The sequence below is a fragment of the Phyllobacterium myrsinacearum genome (assembly GCF_014138285.1).
GTDB lineage: Bacteria > Pseudomonadota > Alphaproteobacteria > Rhizobiales > Rhizobiaceae > Phyllobacterium > Phyllobacterium myrsinacearum_A.
The window spans coordinates 51,094-73,392 of sequence record NZ_JACGXN010000009.1; the positions used below are offsets into that span (position 1 = coordinate 51,094).

Genomic DNA, 22,299 nt, shown 5'->3' on the forward strand with positions numbered 1-22,299 from the left:
CCTTTAATCGACAATCCCGAGTTTTGCCTTGACCAGATCGCTGACAGCCTGCGGATTTGCCTTGCCGCCAGTAGACTTCATCACCTGCCCGACAAACCAGCCGGCCATAGTGGGCTTTGCCTTTGCCTGCTCAACCTTATCAGGATTCGCGGCAATAACATCATCAACGGCTTTTTCAATCGCACCGGTATCGGTCACCTGCTTCATGCCGCGCTCTTCCACCAGCGCGCGCGGATCACCGCCCTCGTTCCAGACGAGCTCGAACAGGTCCTTGGCGATCTTGCCGGAAATCGTGCCTTCCTTGATCAGATCGATAATGCCACCAAGCTGATCCGGCGATACAGGCGATTCTTCAATGCCCTTGCCGGCCTTGTTCAGCGCACCGAGCAGATCATTGATCACCCAGTTGGCGGCAAGCTTGCCGTCGCGCCCTTCAGCCACCGCCTCGAAATAATCGGCAATCGCCTTTTCCGTCACCAGAATGGACGCGTCATAGACCGAGAGGCCCAGCGCCGATACAAGCCGCATCTTCTTGTCATCCGGCAGTTCGGGAAGATCAGCCCGCAATTCGTCCACGTAGGACTGCTCAAATTCGAGGGGCAGAAGATCGGGATCGGGGAAATAGCGATAGTCATGCGCTTCTTCCTTCGAGCGCATGGAGCGTGTCTCGCCCTTTACCGGATCGAACAGACGTGTTTCCTGGTCGATCGATCCACCGTCTTCCAGAATGGCTACCTGCCGGCGTGCTTCATAGTCGATAGCCTGACCGACAAAGCGGATAGAGTTGACGTTCTTGATTTCGCAACGCGTTCCGAACGCCCCACCCGGCTTGCGCACGGAGACGTTGACGTCGGCGCGCATGGAGCCTTCATCCATGTTGCCATCACAGGTGCCGAGATAGCGGACGATGGTGCGCATCTTGGTCAGGTAGGCCTTCGCCTCGTCGGCCGAACGCATATCCGGCTTGGATACGATTTCCATCAGCGCCACGCCTGAACGGTTCAGGTCCACATAGGACATGGTGGGGTTCTGGTCATGCAGAGACTTGCCCGCATCCTGTTCCAGATGCAGTCGCTCGATACCGATCTCGATATCTTCGAACTGGCCCTTGTTGTCAGGTCCAACCGAAATAAGCATCGTGCCTTCGCCGACGATGGGCTGCTTGAACTGCGAAATCTGATAACCCTGCGGCAGATCCGGATAAAAATAGTTCTTCCGGTCGAAGACCGATTTCAGGTTGATCTGCGCCTTCAGACCTAGACCGGTCCGAATCGCCTGACGGACGCACCATTCGTTGATGACGGGCAGCATGCCGGGCATGGCAGCATCGACCAGCGATACATTCTCATTGGGTTCGGCGCCGAATGTCGTGGAAGCACCGGAAAAGAGTTTCGAATTGGATGTGACCTGCGCATGAACTTCCATACCGATGACGATTTCCCAGTCGCCTGTGGCGCCGGAAATGAAACGCTTGGGTTCGGGTGTGCGGCTATCAACGAGAGTCATGCTGGGCTGTCATTCCTGGCTAAATTTGTCTGTCTACTGGCTAGTCGAAACAGCTCCGGGAGGCAAGTGTTTCTCCATTCCGAAGCACTCTGATTGCGGAAATGCAGCGCTTCGGCCTGTTTTTCCTGTCCCACAATGCTACCGTTGATTCCGGGTAGCGGATCACCTGACATACATTCGGAGGACGCCATGCAGAATATCTATGGTCTTGCCATCCCTGAGACCCTTGCCGAAACGGTCAGACCCGAGACAACAGCCCTCGTTGTCTATGACATGCAGGTCGGCATATTGCGGCAGATGAAAGACGGCGCTGCCATTCTGCAAAAAGTGTTGCAAACCCTTGAGATCGCCCGCTCTGCCGGCATCCGCATTTTCTTCATGCGCCATATGTCCCTGCCGAAGAAAATGGCTGGCGTGTTTCAGCTGAAGCAGATGATGGCGTGGCAGCGCCAATCGTCCGCTGAGAATGTCGAGCCTTGGTTTTTGCGCGATAATCCCGGGTTTGCGCTTGCACCGGAACTCGCCGTTCGGCAGGATGAAGCCATTCTCGACAAGATCACATTCTCTGCGTTCGAAGGCACGCCGCTGGCCATCGCACTGCGCGACTGCGGTCTCAAGAGCTTCATCATCTGCGGCATTGCCACGGAGATCGGTATAGACCCAACGGTGCGGCACGGTACTGATCTTGGTTTTATCCCGGTTATTCTCACCGATGCCTGCGGTGGCGGCCATGCTGAGGCGGCAGAACGGTCGATGGCCAATCTGGCTTTTATGGGTGATGCGATGTTGTGCACGGTCGAGGAACTGGCTGCTGCCGTGTCTGTTCAATAGAGCAACGGCATATCCGTTGTGTGTCGTTAGTGGTTCCACGAGCCTGCACTTACTGTAGTGCGTGGTTCGACAAGCTCACCATGAGGGAGAGTGGTGCTGTAAGGCTAATCGCCAGCGTTGCAGAACGAGCCAATCACGTGCGTTGCAGATTTTAGCTCCCTGCAATCCTCACTTTCCCTCATGGTGAGCCTCCTGAGCTTGCCGAAGGGCGAACCACGCATGATGGTTTTGCAACCAGCCTATCTCCATTCTGAAGCTACACTCTTCCGGTTGCCACGCCCGCTTTTGCGTCTGGCCATTGAAAGAAGAGAATGACGGGCGGTCCTTGGAACGCGGGTCTTGGGTATTCTGTATGCGATGCTTGCGATCCAAGGACCACCCGCCCCGGCGATTTGTGTTTCCGCCTGTTCTGCCCTGTCATCTGGCTGCTGGGCCGAATGAATAGAACAGCTTCAGCGAAACCTCCCCAGTCTCACAGGTTCTCCCCACGAGGCCGAAGCGCCGATCCTTTCCCGACTTTCGAAAGTTTCCGGAAGCATTCTCGCCGGAAAGGACACGATGAGAATAAGCGAGGATGAGAACTGTTGGATAAGTTGGTGGGATTTTTCTGAGCGAGACGAGATTTGATGATTGTTTCACCCCCCTCTGCCCTGTCGGGCATCTCGCCCGCAAGGGGGGAGATCACATCGACATCAGAATGATCGCTAACTTTTCAACGTAGCAAATTGTGAGAAATAGCAATGAAGGCTGATCTCCCCCCTTGCGGGGGAGATGCCCGACAGGGCAGAGGGGGGTAAAACATCCCGCTCTTGCATGAGTTCGCCCTTCGACAAGCTCAGGAAGCTCACCAAGCATACTGCAAATGCAATCCAACTCACCTACCCCACCAGCATTTCCCGCAGCACCATTCGCTTGAAATTCTTTACCAGCGCGTCGCCTTCTGCCCGATCGACTGAGATCGCAAGGCGCATGGTTGCTTCGCCCAGCTGCATGATCAGAAAACTGGAATTTTCAAGCGCAGCCCTGTCCGCAGCCGGATTGATCCGCGAACGCGCATCCGCAAGCACGGCGCCATTGAGGCGGCTGTCATGAAGATCGATATCGCGCAGCGCCTTGTCGGCCTGCGTGCCCGACCAGATATCCCGCATGACAGGTTCGGCCAGAAACATCGCGTAATAGACGTCGATAAGTTCGGCAAAGGATGCCTGCAAGCCATTCATATCACTGACATTTTGCAGCGCATCGGCGATACAGTCACGCCCGAGCGCATTATACCGTTCAGCCAGGGTGCGAATGATCGATCCCTTGTCCGGAAAGTACTGGTAGAGCGATCCGATCGATATTTCCGCCATCTCCGCCACATCGCTCATACGCATGGCGTCGCTGCCGCCTTGAGCGATCAGCGTCGAGGCGCAGGACAGAATGCGCTCCACCCTCTCCTTGCTGCGCCGCTGCGTCGGCTCCTTGCGTGGCATCGTGGCTTCCTTGTCGCCGGATGCTGGCACAATCGGTGCAATCTCGTTCATGCAGGGTCTCCAGGACTCATAAATTCCGCTTGACTCCAATAATATGAGGATTTATCACATATTGCAAATGTGAGGATTACTCATATTAATTTAAGGGAGATGAACATGACCACCAGCAGTAGCATTTCTTCGACAAAACCCATTCTTATCGTCGGCGGTACGGGCAAGACCGGGCGCCGCGTGGTCGAACGGCTCACGGCGCAGAACGTGCCTGTTCGCATCGGTTCGCGCAGCGGCACCCCGGCCTTTGACTGGGAAGACCGCAATACGTGGCTTCCAGTGCTTGAAGGTGTCAAAGCCGCCTACATCACCTATTATCCGGACATTGCCATCCCCGGTGCGACCGAAACCGTGGAGGCATTCACGCGGCTTGCCGTGGACAACGGCGTAAAACGGCTCGTGCTCCTGTCGGGGCGCGGTGAACACGAAGCCCAGCGCGCCGAAAAAGCGTTTCAGGCTTCAGGAGCCGACTGGACCATCGTCCGCGCCAGCTGGTTCGCCCAGAATTTCAGCGAGAACGTCATGCTGGCCTCCATCCTTGCTGGCGAACTCGCCCTGCCGGTCGGTAGCGTGGGCGAGCCGTTCATCGATACGGACGATATTGCCGATGTGGTCGCAGCAGCGCTGACCGACGATCGCCATATCGGCCAACTCTACGAGGTCACAGGGCCGCGTCTCTTGACTTTTGCACAAGCCACGGCAGAAATCGCCAGCGCCACCAAGCGCGATATTCGCTATCTGACGATAACACCGGAACAGTTCTCAGAGGCGCTGACACAGGAACAGCTTCCGCCTGACATCGTCGGCCTTCTCAATGAGCTCTTCACCGAGGTGCTCGACGGCCGCAACGAATATCTCACCGATGGTGTGCAGCGGGCACTTGGTCGCGCCCCGCGCGACTTTTCGGATTACGTTCAGAAAACAGCAGCAACCGGCATCTGGTCCGGCATATCGGAGGGACAGTAACATGTGGCTACCTATTCTCACCCTTTTGGCCGCCCTGGGAAGCGGCCTGATGGCGGGTTTGTTCTTCGCCTTTTCAAGCTTCATCATGACGGCGCTGGCAAAATTGCCAGCCGAACAGGGCATCGCCGCGATGAACTCGATCAACGTGACGATCATCAATTTCTCGTTCATGCTCGCCTTCTTCGGTACGGCCGCGATCTGCGTGGTGCTCGGGGTCGTCAGTATCCTGCGCTGGAGTGATGCCGGATCACTGGCTCTTCTGGCTGGCAGCGTGCTCTTTCTCGTCGGCACCATCATTGTGACGATGGTGTTCAACGTGCCGCTGAATGACGCGCTTGCTGCTGTCACGGCGCCTGCCAGCGCCGAAGGCGCCGGTGTCTGGACCACGTACCTGCAGGATTGGCTGCCCTGGAACCATGTACGGACGGTCGCGAACTTCGCCGCCCTCGCCGCCTTCATCTTCGCTTTCGCCCAGCAGTCGCAGGCATAAGCTACCTGACAACCCGAAGCGCGCGTGCGGCGCGCTTCAAAGCCTGCGGCGGCTGACCATACAGCCTCAAAAACGCACGGCGCATCCGCTCCGGGTCCTTGAAGCCAACCAATACGGCAATACTCTCGATCGGTTCACTACCCGATTCAATCCGCACCCGCGCCGCTTCCGCCCGCAGGCGCTCCACTGCCTTTGCCGGCGTTTCTCCCGTTTCTGCCCGGAACGCCCGGCCAAACTGGCGCGGACTGAGACAGGCCGCCTCCGCCAGCCGCTCGACCGGTAACGGCTCATGCAAATGCTCGCGGGCAAAGCCAAGGGCACGCCGCACGCGATCACTGTCCGGCTCCAGCTCCAGCATCGCGGAAAACTGCGACTGTCCGCCTGGCCGGCGATGGTAGACCACCAGTTCCTGCGCCACGGCACGTGCAGCTTCGGCGCCAAGATCGTCCTCGATCAATGCCAGCGCCAGATCGATACCCGCTGATATGCCAGCCGATGTCCACACGGAACCATCCTTGATGTAAATGCAGTCACGGTCCACGGCGACACCGGGAAAACGCTTCTGCAGGTCAGCCGCGCGCCGCCAATGGGTCGTTGCCCTTTTGCTGTCGAGAATGCCCGCTGCGGCAAGAAGAAAAGCACCTGTGCAGACGCTGGCGACACGGCGCGAGCGTGAGGCAAGATCGCGTACCAGCGCAGGTAGAGCTTCCGTTCGGGACCCAGCCCGGGCACCATTGCCCCCCGCAATCACCAGCGTATCGAAATAGCGCTCCTCGGCCCGTGTTGTCATGACATCCAACCCTGCCGAGCTCGGCACAAGCCCACCCTGCGGAGAAATGACATGCAGCCGGTATTGTCGCCCGGCAATCTGGAAGGCAGACAGAGGCCCCGTCAGATCGAGAATCTGGAACTTGGGAAAGACGAAAAATCCGATGTCACGGGTCATGGCTGAAAATGAGGGTTCTATGTCGTTTGAGACGTGATCATGTCGGCCTATCCTGACGCTGTCAATCACAAAGGATCAGCCATGGCCAGCCCGCTTATCATCGTCATTCCCATTTACAACGGCGTTACCCATCTCGATTTCACCGGTCCACACCAGTTTCTCTCGCGTCTACCCGATGCAAAAGTCATTGTCGCATCCATGGGCGGGACGGACGTAAGCGCCGATGGCCTCGTCTTCTCCGGTTTGGTCGATCTGGCCACGATCGAGCATTGTGACGTGCTGTGCGTACCGGGAGGCTCGGGCTGTACCGCTGCCCTGCAGAATGAAGCCTTTGTTGCCGCGGTCCGCCGTCTCGGCTTGTCCGCACGATACATCACCTCGGTCTGTACCGGTTCGCTGATACTCGGCGCTGCCGGGCTTCTCAAGGGCAAGCGTGCTGCCTGCCATTGGGCATGGCGCGACCTGCTGGTGCCTTTCGGCGCCATCCCCGATACGCGCCGCGTCGTGCGCGACGGCAATATCCTGACCGGCGGCGGCGTAACAGCTGGCATCGATTTCGTGCTGACTCTCATTTCCGAGCTTCAGGGGGATGACGTCGCCCAGCGCATCCAGTTGATGCTGGAATATGCACCCGCACCACCCTTCACTGCCGGTCGTCCGGATACAGCCCCGCAAGGTATTGTTGATGCAGTGCGCAGCCGCATGCAGCCATTTGCGCAACAACGGCGTGATGAGGTTGCAATCGCTGCCGCGCGACTTGCAGGCTGACCTTCGCCACAATGCCCTGACAAACCCGGCCGTCCCCACGGCCGGGTTTTCATTTGGGGTAGCATTGCAAAATCGTGCTTGCGACTCACATAAGTCTATGCTTATGTATTGGTATGTCTGAAGTCGATATATTCAAGGCTCTTGCCGACCCCACCCGCCGCGCCGTGTTTGAACGGCTGGCTGATGGTGAGAAGAATGCGACAGAACTGCGCGAAGGCTTTTCGCTCTCACAGCCTGCGATGTCGCAGCACCTCGCCGTCCTGCGTTCCGCCGGCCTTGTTGCCGAGCAGAAGTCCGGCCGCCATGTTCACTACCGGGTTAATCCCGACGGACTGGCGCAACTCCACCAATGGCTCCACCGCTACCGCGCCTTCTGGCCACAGCGTGTCGATGAACTGAAACAGCTTTTGAAGGAAATGGATCAATGACCAGCGAAACAGCGGAAGACAACGCCGCATTGCGTTATGAATATGATCTGGATGCCGCTCCATCAAAAGTCTGGCGCGCGCTGACAGTGCCGGAATTTGTCGCCCGCTGGCTTCTGCCCGACCCGCAGGCACCGCAGGAGCCGTCGCGTATCTCCCTTGAGGTCATCGAAGCGGATACGGAACGTTTCGTGCGTTATTCCATGCGCGAAGAGGATGATGCCGTGCCGGACAGTATCGTCACTTTCCGGCTCAATCCCAACGGTTCGGGCGGCACCACGTTCAGCATCGTGCATGAACCGGTGCTGGCAGTGATGCCGCTTGGCCGCACTGCCGCCAATGGCAACGCGCCGCCGACAACCATGCGCCTCGCCGCCTAAACACATAAAATACAACTGATGAAGGAGTGTTCGCCATGCGCGACATGATGCAGCTCGTGCCTATGGTCGTGGAGCAATCCAGCCGTGGTGAACGGTCATTCGATATTTTTTCCCGCCTGCTGCGGGAACGGATTGTCTTTCTGAATGGTCAGGTGGAGGACGGCATGGCAGCGCTGATCTGCGCGCAACTGCTGTTTCTCGAGTCAGAAAATCCGAAAAAACCCATCTCCATGTACATCAACTCGCCCGGCGGCGTCATTACGGCGGGCCTTGCCATCTATGACACAATGCAATTCATCACCTGCCCGGTCGCCACGCTGTGCATGGGGACGGCGCGCTCCATGGGTTCATTCCTGCTGATGGCAGGCGAACCCGGCCACCGCGCCGCCCTGCCCAATTCGAGCCTGCATGTGCACCAACCGCTGGGCGGCTTTCAGGGACAGGCCTCGGATATTTTCATTCAGGCGCAAGAGATGGCCGTGGTCAAGCGGCGAATGACCCGGCTCTATGCCGAGCACTGCGGCCGCACGGTGGAAGAGGTCGAGAGAACCCTCGACCGCGACCATTTCATGACCGCACAGGAAGGCTTAGACTGGGGCCTTGTCGATACGATCATCAGCAAACGCGACGGCAACCCGCTGCAACTCACCAAGGACTGAGGGAACCGTTCAGGCCTTCCAGTGCGAGCAGCGGATCACATCGCAGAAATTGCCGCGATGGAAGTGTGGATCCTTGTCCGCCAGCACATCGGCCTTGACGTTGCCAAACGTCGTCTCCGGCTTGTGCTTGATGCCGTCATAGAATGCCTGAATGATGTCTTCCTTGAAGTGGTCGCTGCGCGGGAAAGCCGCAACCACGGCCTCGCGTTGCGCATCACTGTACTGCTTGTAGGTCAGGCCCAGCACGTCCATTTCCACGCCAGCGGTCACGAGAGCAACCACGGGATGCATGTGCTGCGGAATGCCCGGTGTCGTATGCAGGGCAATCGCCGTCCACACCGTATCAATATCCGCCTGCGCAATGCCGTGGCTGCGCAGAAAATCCCGTGCGGCATTCGCACCGTCGACTTCGAACCGCTCATCGGCACTGCTGTGCTGATGTGTCAGCCCCATGTCATGGAACATGGCGCCCGTATAGAGGAGCTCGGGATCGAACTTCAGACCTTTCTGCTGCCCGGCAATCGCTCCGAAATAATAAACGCGGCTCGAATGGTTGAAGAGCAGGTCCGAAGCGGTGTCACGCACCAGTTCGGTGACGCCGCGTGCCAGTTTTGTATCGGGAATGGCGATACCGCTGATAGAGAGGGACATGTGAGTTTCTCCTTGTCTTGGGAGTTTCAATCTATCGGACGCATCTTATGGCAGCAATTGACTGAACACGTTATATTCTGCCAATATGCGATCTGTGATGCCATGGAGCGAGACATGCGAACCATTACCCTGTTGGCCATGCCGGGCGTCCAGCTTCTGGACGTATCCGGACCGATGGACGTCTTTGCCGAGGCGAATGTGCAGGCTGGGCGTGAGGAATATCAACTGCAGGTGGTGGGCGCCGAGGCCGGACCGATCCGCAGTTCGTCCGGGATACGCCTGCTGCCGGATCGCATCATGACCGATGCCCAACCCGCAGTCAGTGATACGGTGCTGGTTGCCGGTTGCCCGCATGCGGCCGATATCCGCCTGACCACGGAGCAGCAGCAATGGCTGCGGGCAGCCTGCCTCCCGGCACGGCGCTTTGGTTCGGTTTGCAGCGGCGCCTTCCTTCTTGCGGCCGCCGGGCTTCTCGACGGCAGGCGGGTGACGACGCATTGGGCCGTAGCAGATACGCTCGCAGCAACCTATCCCGCGCTTCATGTGGACGCCGATGCATTGCATGTGCGCGATGGTCCTGTTCGCACGGCTGCCGGTGTCACCGCCGGTCTCGATATGGCGCTCGCTCTTGTCGAAGAAGACCTTGGCCGGGATATTGCATTGAAAGTCGCGGGACAGTTGGTGATGTTTTTCAAACGACCGGGCGGACAGATGCAGTTCAGCCGGCGGGGCGAGGCAGAACCGGGCGGACGCTCCGCCTTGCAGGAGGTACAGCGCTGGGTTGCCGCACATCCTTCGGAGGATCATTCTGTCGCCAACCTCGCACAGCGCACCAGCCTCAGTCCGCGCCATTTCGCCCGTGTTTTTCAGCAGGAAGTGGGCATTACACCCGCGGCATGGGTGGAAACAGCGCGCGTCAATGCTGCGCGCCAGCTTCTGGAAACCAGCCACCGGCTGCCGAAGCAGGTTGCCGTTGAATGCGGTTTTGCCGATGCCGACACCCTGCGCCGCGCCTTTGTCCGCCATGTCGGCGTCACTCCAGCGGAATATAGGCGGCGGTATTTGTGACGCTGCTGCACGCGCATTCGCTGCGCCCTGACTTTGACATCGCCCTTTTCTTCCATTATACGGCTCGTCCACACCGAATGGAGTGTTTATGTCTTACCAGTCTGAGTCCCTCTAAGGCCCCAACTTCTTTTGAAGATTGGGGCGCGAAAACAGGAGCCCCGCGCCAAAGTCTTTTGGCAGCGGACGTGTTCTCATGGGCTTTTGCCCGTTTTCCCAGGACTTGGATCAATGGACATTTCGCGCGACGAACAGCGCATACTTCACCTGCTCGCCCAGGGCGGCAAAATCTTGCTTGAAAAAGATGAGCGTAAGGCCATCACGGATATCATCTGCCTCACCCGCGATGGTGCCCGCTATACGGCCTGTGACCTCAGGCTTTTTCGCAAGCTCAAACAGAAAAAGGCCATCGCCTCATCAGGCGGCGGCCCTTACCGGGTTACCCGGCACGGCCTGAAACTGGTCCGCGCAGAACTGGACAACCGCTAATGCATGACCGGCGGCATGGAAACATGCCGCCGGTTTTTTACACCGCGAGTTTCCGACTTCTCATGAACTCACAAACGTCTGCACAACCATTGTGCGTGGTCGCCCTTCGACAAGCTCAGGAAGCTCACCATGAGGGATATGGGTGGGCTGCAAGGTTAATCGTCAGCATTGCAGTACGCGGTAATCATACGCGTTGCAGAACATGCTCCCTGCAATCCTCACTCTCCCTCATGCTGAGCTTGTCGAACCACGCATGATGATACTGCAAATATAATCTGCACTTTTCCTCAAAAATCTTCCGGTTCCGGAATCCGCCCAAAGGCGATCTTCGAGCCGATGTAATTGCCGGGGCCCGTGGTCAGCCCGAGATTGAGCGCCTTGGAGCCGTGGCGCACGCGTACCTTGTCGAGCACATCAGAGACGCGCTCCCACTGGCCACGCTGTTCGGTCACCAAATGGTTATCGAACAGATCGCGGCTTGCTTCCGTCTCGCTGGAAAGATTGTGCAGCACGACCGTCACCGTGCTGACGTTCCGCATTTCACCTGCTTTGACCAATTTTCCATGCAAATCATTGAGACAATTGAGAAAACTGTGATCATCTCGCGCCGGACGAAACTGCCCGTCCACCGTTACGCGACTATCCCGGCGCGCGCCCACGGTATAGCTGAGAGCACCGGCACGGTAATGCGATCGGCGCAAACGCCGCGCGGCGCTGAGGCAGAGCAGCCGCGCGCATTGCAGCACCTTGTCCGGTGCCCGCCAATCCGGCGGCAAATTGCGACCATGGCCGAACATGCGCTTGACGGTTTCCGGCTTTTCCACCGCATAACCGTGCAGCGCCGTGACAAAACGCTCACCTTCGACACTGTTCCAGATCGCGCGGGCATGTTTGGGCGCCAGCGCCCAGAGGCCCTGTACATCCTGCACGCTGGCCTGGCCCAGTCGTTGTTCCATTCCCTTGGAAATACCGGGCAAATCCTTCAGCTTGAGATCGAACAACCTCCCCGGCAGATCGTCATGATCCAGCACGACACAGCCATCGGGCTTGTCCATCTCAGCAGCAATCTTGGCCAGAAGCTCGTTCAGTGAAATCCCGATTGAACAGGTCAGAACCGCGCCCATTTCATCGTGCAAAGCGCGTTTGATCCGCGCTGCCAGCCCCTGCGGGTCTTTGGCTTCGGACGCCAGCAGCGTGCACGCCACTTCATCAATCGAACGCACCGCCGCAATCGGCACACAGGTCTCGATGGTGGAAAGAATCTGATTATGCAACTTCACATAGACATCGGGCCGCGCCTCCAGAAAGACGATATCCGGGCAAAGTTCGCGTGCATCCCGCACGGATGTGCCCGTCTTGATCCCGAAAGGTTTCGCCTCGCGGCTGGCAGCAATGACGCTTGTATGCGGCGAATCCAGTGGCACCACCGCAATTGGCCGGTTGCGCAGCGCCGGATTCAACTGCTGCTCGGCGCTGGCAAAGAAGCTGTCGAAATCCAGATAGAGCTTTTCCAGATGGGTCGGTTTACGCATGGGCCACAGGTTCTATTCTCGTTTCGGAATGAGAACAAAAATAGAACATAGGCCGATTGAATGCAATCTGAATCAGAAAAACCACCGTTCCTGCTGACAGATGGTCAGGCCCGCGCGGCGTCCATGATGCGGAACTGGGTGGTTGTCGAGCCGTTCCAGTGGTTCAATGCCAGATTGCCCGCCACGTGCATGGACTGGCCGAGATTACCGAACAGGAAATCACCCAGCGGCGCCCCTGTTGCTCGAAAGGCAATCGCATTGATGCGCTTTCCATCTGCGCCCGCCAGCGTCGCCTTGACATGGTTTGTCCCGACAGTACGCGCATCGACAAGTCGGTGATGCGGCAGCACCAGCACAGGCTGCGGATGACCGGAACCAAATGGTCCGGCCCGTTCCATGGTCTCATAGAGAGAAACCGTCGCGCCGGAAGCGCTGAGGGCTCCATCAATGGCCAGCGACTGGTTTTCACGCAGTTGCCCCACCATTTCAGCCGCCTGCTCTTCAAAGAATGCCCGCAATGCGCCCATTTTTTCGCGTTCGACTGTGATGCCTGCGGCCATGGCATGCCCGCCGCCTTTAACCAGCAACCCCGCATCGACAGCACTTCGAACCAGTTTTCCCAGATCAAATCCACTGATCGAACGTCCCGAACCGCTGCCCGTTCCATTGGCGTTGAAGGCGATGGCAAAAACCGGACGTCGAGCCCGTTCCTTCAGTCGCGCGGCGATCAGGCCGACAATACCCGGATGCCAGTCATCATTGGCGGTCACCAGGACAGCCGGCCCGCCACCGCTCGACATTTCCAGCATGGCCTCGGCTTCGGCCTGCTCGAGCATCACGGTCTCCATCGCCTGGCGTTCCGTGTTGAGCCGGTCGAGTTCGGTGGCAATCCGCGCCGCTTCATTGGGATCATCCAGTGTCAGCAGACGTGAGCCGAGCCCGGCATCGCCGATACGGCCGCCCGCATTGATGCGCGGACCGATCAGATAGCCGAAATGAAACGCACTGAGCGGCTCGCCGATGCGCGAAACACGCGCCAGCGCGGCCAACCCGGCATTTTGCTGCGCCCGCGCGACGAGCAGGCCCTTGACCACGAAAGCGCGGTTCAACTCTTTCAGCGGCACCACATCACAAACGGTGGCAAGCGCCACGAGATCGAGCATCGACAAAAGATCGGGTGCCAACGTGCCTGTCGCGATGCGCTGCTCGCGCAAAGCGCGCAGTATCTGTACCAGGGTGAGAAATACCACACCTGCCGCGCAGAGATGGCCCTGACCTGAGAGATCATCCTCGCGGTTAGGATTGACCACGGCCGTTGCGGCAGCGGGCAATGCGCCGCCAACCTGATGGTGATCGAGCACAACCACGTCGGCACCTGCTTCGCGGGCAGCCTCGATAGCCAGAGCGCTGTTGGTGCCGCAATCCACGGTGACAATCAGTGATGCACCATTTTGCACCAGTTCACGCATCGCTAGCGGATTTGGCCCATACCCCTCAAAAATCCGGTCAGGAATATAAATGTGGTTGGCAACGCCGTAATGGGTAAGAAATCGCGAGAGAATAGCGGATGAACAGGCGCCATCCACGTCATAATCGCCGAAAATTGCCACCTTCTCGCGCTTGCCAATGGCTTGCGCGATGCGATCGGCTGCTTTTTCCATATCGGTCAGCGACGCGGGATCGGGCATCAGACCTTTGATGGTCGGATCCATGAACGCGGGACCATCGTCAACACCCACGCCGCGCCCGGCAAGAACGCGGGCAACGAGATCGGGGAAACCATGGTTCTGCGCCATGGCGAGAGCGATGTTTGCCTCACGGGTCCCCAACCGATCAATCCATTTGAGACCGGTTGCCGAATGTTCAACGCCGAGGAAAAGCCGTTCTGGTGCCATGCAAGGGTTCAATCATTCGCCAGACCCGAATGCAATGCTCCGAATGACGTATCCAGTGAACAAACGGCAATTACTGAGGAGCGGCAGCCGGCGCAGCAGGATCATTCAACGGTGGTGGTGCCCCTATATCATTCATCGTCATCGCAATGGAGGTCGCGAAATCTGCAAGGGTACGCTCGGCCGCTTCCTTGGTACCATTGCTGTAGGTGGCTGCGGGCTGGATCAGCAGATAACGGCTGTGCATGCCGATCACGCACACCAGAAAGGCGTGCTTGTCCTGCGCCGCATCCGCGGTCACGCAGGGCATCGCCTGGCCAGCGCTGTAGGGCAGCGTTGTCTGCACGGCAATCTCGCCCGGTTGGGTTGAATGATATTGGGTGGCCTTTTCGAAGAGATCGCGGACAACAGGATCATCTGCCCCATCCTTTATCGGATAGGCCGCCTCCTTGTTGCTGGCCTTGACACCCGCCATGGTCACGCTTGCCCTGGCATCAACAGCCTCATATTCAGCCGTAACACTGAAGTCCTGCGGATTGACACTGTGCTTGACCAGTGTGAATGGCCCGACGGTCTGCGGAAAACGATCGGCAATCGAATTGGACCGATAACCCTGAATAAGATCGAGGTACGGATCCTGTGCAAAAGCAGAATTGACCGGCCCGGCCAACGCGAGCGTCGAAACAATGCAAGCAGTTATTTTCGTTCGGATATTCATGGCTGTACCACCGATCTGAACTCCCGCACTGAAAATACCTCAAAAAGCATGGCCTCAATAGGGCATTTCCTATTGAGCCATGAACGCAGTTAATAAAATGCCCTGCAGCTCAGGTGAACGGCAGGGCAAAAAATGTTTCAATAACCGGTTCTTACTGGAACTTGGACATATCCTGATGCTTCGCCTTGATCTCGCGTACGGTCTGAGAATGCGAGCGCATGACGATGGTATGGGTCTGGATATAGTCGCGGGCAAACTTGACACCGGACAGCATGTTGCCGTCAGTCACACCCGTTGCAGCGAAGAGCACGTCACCCTTGGCCATTTCTTCCATGGTGTAGATCTTCTTGGGATCGCTGATGCCCATCTTGGCGGCACGCGCAATCTTGTCGTCGCTGTTGAGCTGCAAACGGCCCTGCATCTGACCGCCGATGCAGCGCAACGCGGCTGCGGCGAGAACGCCTTCCGGCGCACCGCCAATACCAATGTAGATATCAATGCCAGTTTCATCAGGGTCGGTCGTGTGGATCACACCGGCGACATCACCGTCACCGATCAGGCGGATGGAAGCTCCGGTCGCACGCACTTCTTCGATCAGGCGCGCATGGCGCGGACGGTCCATGATGCAGGCGGTGATCTCGTTGACTGGCACGCCCTTGGCTTTTGCGACGGCAGCGATGTTTTCGGCTGCAGGTGCATCGAGCTGGATAATGCCGGCGGGATAGCCCGGTCCAACGGCAATTTTTTCCATGTAAACGTCAGGCGCGTAGAGCAGATTGCCCTTTTCGGCAATGGCGATAACTGCCAGTGAATTGGGCAAATTCTTGGCGCAGATGGTCGTTCCCTCGAGCGGGTCAAGCGCAATATCGACTTCCGGACCAGTCCGTGTGCCGACCTCCTCACCAATGTAGAGCATTGGTGCTTCGTCGCGCTCGCCCTCACCGATTACCACGGTACCACTTATCGGTAGACGATTGAGTTCCTGACGCATGGCGTCGACGGCGGCCTGATCAGCGGCCATCTCATCGCCGCGTCCGCGCAGACGTGCAGCGGCAACAGCGGCACGCTCGGTCACGCGGACGAGCTCAAGGGTCAAAATACGGTCGAGGCCCATCGAAGTCTGGTCGGGAGTTTTCGGCATAATCTATCCTGCGTTCGTGTGGGAGATACCCTTTTGCGGATCAACAGGGTACTTCCTAGCATTGCTGTGCAAACCTTTTGTCAAAGTCGTGCAGCAGCGGCAAGACCCTATTGCCCGGAAAGCGCCCTCACCGAAAAAGCTAATCGATTAAACGGGGTAGCGATCGTTCACGAAGCAATACAAGCCTTTTACAAACGGTCATGAATCGATGAAAACTAGAGGGAAACCAACGTGGTCCATTCAGAAAGCGAATGTGTCCGGGCACGCACGGGAGCGTCGATCTCGATCATCAACGGTGACCGTGCAGCATGAATATCGAGCGTTGGAAACCACAGGCGGTTCCCGTCGACAATAATCAGCAATCCATCCGGACTGCCCACGGGTGCGAAGGTGTCCGTCTGAGGCGGGAATGGCGGCAGGCCAAAATCTGCCGCCAGCACTTCAACGGTGGCTTTGACATCCTCGACCGCAAAGCCGACCTCGGCGATGGAAAAGGGCTGCGGCCCCACAAGCGGCAGCCCGCTATACTCATCGTGGGCGATGTACTCCAGAATGATGCCTTCCGGGCCGATGAAATAAAGCGAACGTGAGTGCCAGCCTTCCGGGCCACCGACAACATTGGAATCACCAACTGATATCAGCGTGACACGCTTGCTCAGCCAATCCCTGATCCGGTCGAACTTCGCCGGTGCAATGCCGAACGCCAGGTGATGCACTCCGCTGAACGCCGAGCCCTTTTCCACAATAAGACGGCTGTAACCGATGGTCACAACGATATACTCGGCACGTTCGTCGACTGGCAGCTGCAGTACATCCCGATAGAAGGTTGCAGCAGCAACCAGATCCTGCACGGTGATGCGCGCGGAGAAGATTTTCATGTCATATGTCCCTGGAAATCATGCGATCCAGTGAGAATAATTCCTCAACTATGGTTGAGGTCAACAGGGACAAGCATTTGTTTTAAAGTTATTTTGTTGGCAGACAGCAAAACGCCGTTCCCTGAGATTCAGGAAACGGCGCAGTTCATAAGGTCTGGCGCATTCAGCCGGCGCGTTCGATGCGGATCATCTGCGGTTTGTCGGTGGAATGACCATCCTTGACGATGCCCTCGAGCGCTTTCTTCACCGCTGCCTCGGTGGTTTCGTGCGTCACGAGGATGACTGTCTTGGTAGCCTCCGGATGGTTTTCCGGCGTCTGGCGCTGGACAATGGATTCCAGTGAAATGTCATTGTCGGCCATACGCTTGGCAATCGCCGCAAAGACGCCCGCGCGGTCATGCACAGTCAAGCGAATGAAATATCCACCTTCGTGCGAACGCATTTTGGCACGCTTGTAAGGTGCCAGTGATTTTGCAGGCGTACCGAAGACTGGACCATGCTGGAAGCCCGGACGGCTCTTGGCAATGTCGGCAAGGTCGCCGATAACCGCCGATGCCGTTGCGGCGCCACCGGCCCCCGGACCTGACAACAACAATTCGCCGAGAAGATCGGTTTCGATGGCAACCGCATTGGTCACGCCATGGACCTGCGCGATCACCGATTCCACCGGTACCATGGTCGGATGAACACGCTGTTCGATGCCGCTGTCGGTCTTCAACGCGACACCAAGCAGCTTGATGCGGTAGCCAAGTTCATCGGCTGCCTTGATATCGGCCAGCGAGATATTGCTGATCCCTTCGAGATAGATATCGTCGGCAGCAATCTGCGTGCCAAAGGCAAGGCTGGTCAGGATCGCCAGCTTGTGCGCCGTATCATTTCCCTCGATATCGAATGTCGGATCGGCTTCCGCATAGCCGAGACGCTGTGCGTCGGCGAGGCAATCTTCGAACGAAATGCCTTCGTCCCACATCCGCGTCAGGATATAGTTGCACGTCCCGTTCATGATGCCATAGACGCGCGACACCGTGTTGCCGGTCAAAGATTCGCGCAGGGCCTTGATGACGGGAATGCCGCCAGCCACTGCCGCTTCGAAGTTGAGCAGGACGCCCTTCTCTTCCGCAATCTTGGCGAGAGACACGCCATGCTTGGCCAGAAGCGCCTTGTTGGCGGTTACCACATGGCGGCCGGACTTGAGCGCAGCCTCGACTGCGGCGCGCGCCGGACCTTCGTCGCCACCGATCAATTCGATGAACACGTCGATATTGTTCGACTTGGCAAGGGCAACGGGATCGTCGAACCATGTGGCCGACGAGAAGTCCACGCCGCGATCCCGCTTCGCATCACGGGCGGAAACGGCGGTCACAATGATTTCCTTGCCGCACTGGCGGGTGAGCATGTCACCCTTGTCCCGCAAAATTTTCAGAACCGAGGCACCAACAGTACCCAGTCCGGCGATTCCCACGCGCAGCGCATCACTCATCGTTCATTTCCCTGAAAGGTTAGCCTGAAGCGGCGCCCGAAGGCGCCGCGAATTCCGGTTTCGGCAGGCCTAGCGGCGCGCGTTCAACGGAATGACGTTGTGCAGCTTTTCATCCGCCGTTGCAAGGAACCGCTTGAGGTTGCGGGCCGCCTGACGAATACGATGTTCATTCTCGACCAGTGCAATGCGGATATAGTCATCGCCGTGCTCGCCGAATCCGATACCCGGAGCAACGGCCACATCCGCATGCTCGATCAGAAGCTTGGAAAACTCCAGCGAGCCGAGGCTGCGGAACTTCTCAGGGATCGGAGCCCAGGCAAACATCGTCGCAGCGGGCGAAGGTATATCCCATCCGGCACGGCCAAAGCTGTCGACCAGCACGTCACGGCGATGCTTGTAGATCGCACGAACCTCGGCAATGTCGGAACCATCACCATTCAGAGCGGCCGCAGCGGCAACCTGAATCGGGGTGAACGCGCCATAGTCGAGATAGGACTTGACCCGGGTGAGCGCCGAGATCAGGCGTTCATTGCCCACGGCAAAGCCCATGCGCCAACCTGGCATCGAGAATGTCTTCGACATGGAGGTGAATTCCACAGCGACATCGATCGCGCCCGGCACCTGCAGAACGGAGGGCGGCGGTGCATCATCGAAATAGATTTCCGAATAGGCCAGATCCGACAGAATGATGATTTCATTCTTGCGGGCGAAGGCAACCACATCCTTGTAGAAATCCAGTGACGCCACATGGGCGGTGGGATTGGATGGATAGTTGAGGATCAAGGCCAATGGCTTCGGAATGGAATGGCGAATACCGCGTTCCAGCGCCGGAATGAACTGGTCATCAGGCATGGCCGGGATCGAGCGGATCACGCCGCCGGACATGATAAAGCCGAAAGCATGAATCGGATAGGTCGGATCGGGACAGAGCACGACGTCACCGGGCGCGGTGATCGCCTGGGCCATGTTGGCAAAGCCCTCTTTCGAGCCAAGGGTTGCTACGACCTGCGTATCCGGATTGAGCTTTACGCCGAAACGCCGCTCATAATAGGCGGCCTGCGCGCGGCGCAAACCGGGAATGCCCTTGGACGATGAATAGCGATGGGTGCGCGGATCCTGAACGGCCTCGCACAGCTTGTCGACGATGCCCTGAGGGGTTGGAAGATCGGGATTGCCCATACCCAGATCAATAATGTCCGCACCCGCCGCTCGCGCGCTCGCCTTCAGGCGATTGACCTGTTCAAAAACGTAAGGTGGCAGGCGGCGAACTTTATGAAATTCTTCCATAGGTTTGGGTCCGGTAAAAATGGGTTCAATGTGCGGGTGCGCTATACACCCAAACGTTACAGCGGTCGAGCGATCATTGACCTTTTGCATTCAGCTGCGGGTCAATCACTCTCAAGCTATCCCGTTTGGGATCTTTGATGAAAACACTGCGAATGCGGTGTCTTCGTGACCGTATCGGCCGCTTGTTACTGCGTGCCTTCGATGGCTTTCAGATCGTCCTGCTGCTGCTGGACCAGCTTCTTCATTTCGGCCTGTCGCCGGGCAACGGCTGCCGGATCGGCAGTGGCGTTGCCCTGCCCGCTTTTGGCGGCGACAAGCCTCTTCTGCAAGGCATCCTTTTCCTGAGGCGTAAACTGCGCGGTTTCACCCTTCGGATCGGGCGTGAACACGGGATAGGTTCCGGTATTGACCGGGCCGGTCAGTGGCGAGTTGGACATCGGCTCCGGTGGCGTGTTCGCACAGGCGCTCAAACCGGCAATCAGAACGGCGCCAACCGAAAAGCGGATAATGGTTTTGACCGAGATATTCATTGTGTGTCCTGACTGCCGGAATCGATATTCATCATGGTGATAAGAATTGCAGGTTAGAGGGATAGCATTAGAGCCCTGCACATTCAAATAGGTTCAATTCTGTTTTCTTCAGTGGAAATGCAATCCGCGGGCAAGGTGGCAATGCCGTTATCTTTCCTGCAGAATGGCTGCAATTGAATGTCCGTTGCCCTGACTTGTGGTATCATGTCTATTATGCTGATCGGGAGGATCAGCGGGAGGAAGCGAATATATGGATAATCAAGGCGACAAGAGCGGAAAAACGCCGAACCTCGATAATTACGTGATCAAGGATCCGGAAGCCTTTGCGCGCAACGTCGCCCATATGATCGAGCAGGCCGGCAAGGCTGCTTCAGCCTGGGTGGAACCGCGAGAAAAGGGCCTGAAACGTGACACGATCGCCGATCCCGTCACGGATGTGGTGAAAACACTCTCGCGCGTGTCCGAATACTGGCTGTCCGAGCCGGGCCGCGCGCTCGAAGCGCAAACCAAGCTTTTCGCCAGCTACATGACCATCTGGTCCAATTCCATCCGCCGCATGAGCGGCGAAGAGGTGGAAGACATCGTCAAGCCTGAGAAAGGCGACAAACGCTTCGCTGACGAAGACTGGGGCAAGAACGCGTTTTTTGATTTTCTCAAGCAAGCCTATCTCGTAACCGCAAACTGGGCCGGAGAACTCGTCACCCATGCGGAAGGTCTTGACGACCATACGCGCCACAAGGCTGCGTTTTATGTCAAGCAGTTGACATCAGCGATATCCCCGAGCAATTTTCTGCTGACCAATCCGGAACTTTACAAGGAAACAGTCGCCAGCAACGGCGAGAACCTGGTCAAGGGCATGAAGATGCTGGCGGAAGATATCGTCGCCGGTGGCGGGGACCTGCGCCTGCGGCAATCGGATATGACCAAGTTCACCCTGGGTGAAAATGTTGCGACAACCCCCGGCAAGGTCATCGCGCGCAGCGAAGTCGCCGAAATCATCCAGTATGAGCCCTCAACCAAGGACGTGCTGAAACGCCCGCTGCTGATTTGCCCACCGTGGATCAACAAGTTCTATATCCTTGATCTGAACGCCGAAAAATCATTCGTCAAATGGGCCATCGACCAGGGTCATACCGTCTTCGTGATCTCGTGGGTCAATCCCGACCATCGCCACGCATTGAAGGACTGGACAGCCTATATCAATGAGGGCCTGCGTTTTGGTCTCGATACTATCGAGGGTGCAACGGGCGAAAAGGCTGTCAATGCGATCGGTTATTGCGTCGGCGGAACCCTTTTGAGTGCCGCCCTCGCCCTTTTCGCTCGGGAAGGTGAAAACCGGATCAGGAGTGCCACGCTCTTCACCACACAGGTGGATTTCACCTATGCCGGTGATCTCAAGGTCTTTGTCGATGAGGACCAGATTCGTGCGCTGGAAACAGCAATGTCGGCCGAGGGTTATCTGGATGGCACGCGTATGGCCACGGCCTTCAATATGCTGCGTTCAGGCGATCTGATCTGGCCCTACGTCGTCAACAACTATATGCGCGGCCGAGATCCGGTGCCGTTTGATCTCCTGTACTGGAATGCCGACGCGACACGCATGAGTGCCGCCAATCATTCCTATTATCTGCGCAACTGCTATCTCGACAACAATCTGGTGCGCGGGATGATGAAGCTCGCAGGCGAAAACCTGTCGCTGGGTGATATCAAAATTCCAATCTACAATCTCGCCGCCAAGGAAGACCACATCGCGCCCGCACTGTCTGTATTCACCGGCTGCAAGTATTTTGGCGGCGATGTGACTTACGTGCTTGCGGGCTCGGGTCACATTGCCGGGGTTGTCAACCCACCTGCCAAGAACAAGTATCAGTACTGGACCGGTGATTCACCCCTTGGGGCGTTCGATGAATGGCTCACCAAGACAACAGAACATCCCGGTTCCTGGTGGAATCATTGGCATACATGGATCGAATCACAGGACGACAAGCGCGTTCCGGCCCGTATACCGGGCGAAAATGGCGCGGAAATTCTCGCCGAAGCGCCTGGAACCTATGTCCGCATCCGCGTCTGAAAACCCTCTATTTTGCTGGTTTTCAAGTTTCTCCAAGAGTTCGCGACCATGGCAGGAAAGTGGCTAAT

General features: G+C 57.6%; 22 protein-coding genes. 10 read left to right on the forward strand and 12 right to left on the reverse strand.

Translation table 11 applies throughout. The features are described from left to right. Positions 1-3: 3 nt before the first annotated feature. Complete coding sequence (gatB, locus tag FHW16_RS21660) at positions 4-1,506, reverse strand: Asp-tRNA(Asn)/Glu-tRNA(Gln) amidotransferase subunit GatB (protein WP_182551372.1); 1,503 nt, start codon at positions 1,504-1,506, stop codon at positions 4-6. A gap of 189 nt (positions 1,507-1,695) precedes the next feature. Between gatB and FHW16_RS21665 the strand changes: the two genes are divergently transcribed. Beyond that, on the forward strand, positions 1,696-2,337 hold the full coding sequence (locus FHW16_RS21665; protein ID WP_182551373.1) for a cysteine hydrolase family protein: 642 nt from the start codon (positions 1,696-1,698) through the stop codon (positions 2,335-2,337). A gap of 878 nt (positions 2,338-3,215) precedes the next feature. Here FHW16_RS21665 and FHW16_RS21670 read toward each other — a convergent pair. After that, a complete protein-coding gene (locus FHW16_RS21670) occupies positions 3,216-3,863 on the reverse strand; it encodes a TetR/AcrR family transcriptional regulator (protein ID WP_182551374.1) in 648 nt (215 codons plus the stop codon). A 105-nt stretch (positions 3,864-3,968) separates the two neighbouring features. Between FHW16_RS21670 and FHW16_RS21675 the strand changes: the two genes are divergently transcribed. Then, positions 3,969-4,829 carry an NAD(P)H-binding protein gene (locus tag FHW16_RS21675; protein WP_182551375.1) on the forward strand — a complete coding sequence of 287 codons (861 nt, stop codon included), beginning with the start codon at positions 3,969-3,971 and terminating at the stop codon, positions 4,827-4,829. 1 nt (position 4,830) lies between these two features. Continuing rightward, on the forward strand, positions 4,831-5,319 hold the full coding sequence (locus FHW16_RS21680; protein ID WP_182551376.1) for a DUF1772 domain-containing protein: 489 nt from the start codon (positions 4,831-4,833) through the stop codon (positions 5,317-5,319). 1 nt (position 5,320) lies between these two features. Here FHW16_RS21680 and FHW16_RS21685 read toward each other — a convergent pair whose 3' ends face one another. Further along, positions 5,321-6,265 (reverse strand): GlxA family transcriptional regulator, encoded by a 945-nt coding sequence (locus FHW16_RS21685; RefSeq protein ID WP_182551377.1) that lies wholly within the window; start codon positions 6,263-6,265, stop codon positions 5,321-5,323. Positions 6,266-6,346: 81 nt separating this feature from the next. Between FHW16_RS21685 and FHW16_RS21690 the strand changes: the two genes are divergently transcribed. The 4 genes from FHW16_RS21690 to FHW16_RS21705 all read left to right on the forward strand — a co-directional run bounded on the left by FHW16_RS21690 (position 6,347) and on the right by FHW16_RS21705 (position 8,497). Continuing rightward, a complete protein-coding gene (locus FHW16_RS21690) occupies positions 6,347-7,033 on the forward strand; it encodes a DJ-1/PfpI family protein (RefSeq protein WP_182551498.1) in 687 nt (228 codons plus the stop codon). Between the two features lie 113 nt (positions 7,034-7,146). Further along, a complete protein-coding gene (locus FHW16_RS21695; RefSeq protein WP_105732628.1) occupies positions 7,147-7,461 on the forward strand; it encodes an ArsR/SmtB family transcription factor in 315 nt (104 codons plus the stop codon). After that, positions 7,458-7,838 (forward strand): SRPBCC family protein, encoded by a 381-nt coding sequence (locus tag FHW16_RS21700; protein ID WP_182551378.1) that lies wholly within the window; start codon positions 7,458-7,460, stop codon positions 7,836-7,838. Before FHW16_RS21695 ends, FHW16_RS21700 begins: the two co-directional genes overlap by 4 nt. Before the next feature lie 35 nt (positions 7,839-7,873). Further along, on the forward strand, positions 7,874-8,497 hold the full coding sequence (locus FHW16_RS21705) for an ATP-dependent Clp protease proteolytic subunit (protein ID WP_182551379.1): 624 nt from the start codon (positions 7,874-7,876) through the stop codon (positions 8,495-8,497). A 9-nt stretch (positions 8,498-8,506) separates the two neighbouring features. On the opposite strand, the gene FHW16_RS21710 is transcribed toward FHW16_RS21705, so the two are convergent. Continuing rightward, entirely contained in the window at positions 8,507-9,148 is a 642-nt protein-coding gene (locus FHW16_RS21710; RefSeq protein ID WP_182551380.1) for an HD domain-containing protein, read from the reverse strand. Between the two features lie 114 nt (positions 9,149-9,262). Here FHW16_RS21710 and FHW16_RS21715 point away from each other — a divergent pair, with 114 nt between their 5' ends. Both FHW16_RS21715 and FHW16_RS21720 read left to right on the forward strand, forming a co-directional pair. Then, a complete protein-coding gene (locus tag FHW16_RS21715) occupies positions 9,263-10,216 on the forward strand; it encodes a GlxA family transcriptional regulator (protein WP_182551381.1) in 954 nt (317 codons plus the stop codon). 228 nt (positions 10,217-10,444) lie between these two features. After that, positions 10,445-10,702, forward strand: a complete 258-nt coding sequence (locus tag FHW16_RS21720) for a YjhX family toxin (RefSeq protein ID WP_182551382.1) — start codon at positions 10,445-10,447, stop codon at positions 10,700-10,702. Positions 10,703-10,989: 287 nt separating this feature from the next. Here the strand turns inward: FHW16_RS21720 and FHW16_RS21725 are convergent, their stop codons facing one another. The 8 genes from FHW16_RS21725 to FHW16_RS21760 all read right to left on the reverse strand — a co-directional run bounded on the left by FHW16_RS21725 (position 10,990) and on the right by FHW16_RS21760 (position 20,160). Next, positions 10,990-12,234: a Y-family DNA polymerase gene (locus tag FHW16_RS21725; protein WP_182551383.1), complete on the reverse strand. Its 1,245-nt coding sequence runs from the start codon at positions 12,232-12,234 to the stop codon at positions 10,990-10,992. A gap of 104 nt (positions 12,235-12,338) precedes the next feature. Continuing rightward, the gene (recJ, locus tag FHW16_RS21730; RefSeq protein WP_182551384.1) at positions 12,339-14,129 is read right to left on the reverse strand and encodes a single-stranded-DNA-specific exonuclease RecJ; all 1,791 of its coding nucleotides are present in this window, start codon (positions 14,127-14,129) and stop codon (positions 12,339-12,341) included. 70 nt (positions 14,130-14,199) lie between these two features. Then, positions 14,200-14,844 carry a hypothetical protein gene (locus tag FHW16_RS21735; protein WP_182551385.1) on the reverse strand — a complete coding sequence of 215 codons (645 nt, stop codon included), beginning with the start codon at positions 14,842-14,844 and terminating at the stop codon, positions 14,200-14,202. A 151-nt stretch (positions 14,845-14,995) separates the two neighbouring features. Further along, positions 14,996-15,985, reverse strand: a complete 990-nt coding sequence (gene glpX, locus FHW16_RS21740) for a class II fructose-bisphosphatase (protein WP_182551386.1) — start codon at positions 15,983-15,985, stop codon at positions 14,996-14,998. Positions 15,986-16,200: 215 nt separating this feature from the next. Then, positions 16,201-16,863, reverse strand: a complete 663-nt coding sequence (locus FHW16_RS21745; protein WP_182551387.1) for a VOC family protein — start codon at positions 16,861-16,863, stop codon at positions 16,201-16,203. Between the two features lie 163 nt (positions 16,864-17,026). Further along, positions 17,027-18,343, reverse strand: a complete 1,317-nt coding sequence (locus tag FHW16_RS21750) for a homoserine dehydrogenase (RefSeq protein ID WP_182551388.1) — start codon at positions 18,341-18,343, stop codon at positions 17,027-17,029. Positions 18,344-18,412: 69 nt separating this feature from the next. Then, the gene (locus tag FHW16_RS21755) at positions 18,413-19,630 is read right to left on the reverse strand and encodes an LL-diaminopimelate aminotransferase (protein WP_182551389.1); all 1,218 of its coding nucleotides are present in this window, start codon (positions 19,628-19,630) and stop codon (positions 18,413-18,415) included. A 185-nt stretch (positions 19,631-19,815) separates the two neighbouring features. Next, on the reverse strand, positions 19,816-20,160 hold the full coding sequence (locus FHW16_RS21760) for a hypothetical protein (RefSeq protein WP_182551390.1): 345 nt from the start codon (positions 20,158-20,160) through the stop codon (positions 19,816-19,818). A 250-nt stretch (positions 20,161-20,410) separates the two neighbouring features. Between FHW16_RS21760 and phaC the strand changes: the two genes are divergently transcribed. Further along, entirely contained in the window at positions 20,411-22,231 is a 1,821-nt protein-coding gene (gene phaC, locus FHW16_RS21765; protein WP_182551391.1) for a class I poly(R)-hydroxyalkanoic acid synthase, read from the forward strand. The last annotated feature ends 68 nt before the right edge of the window (positions 22,232-22,299 follow it).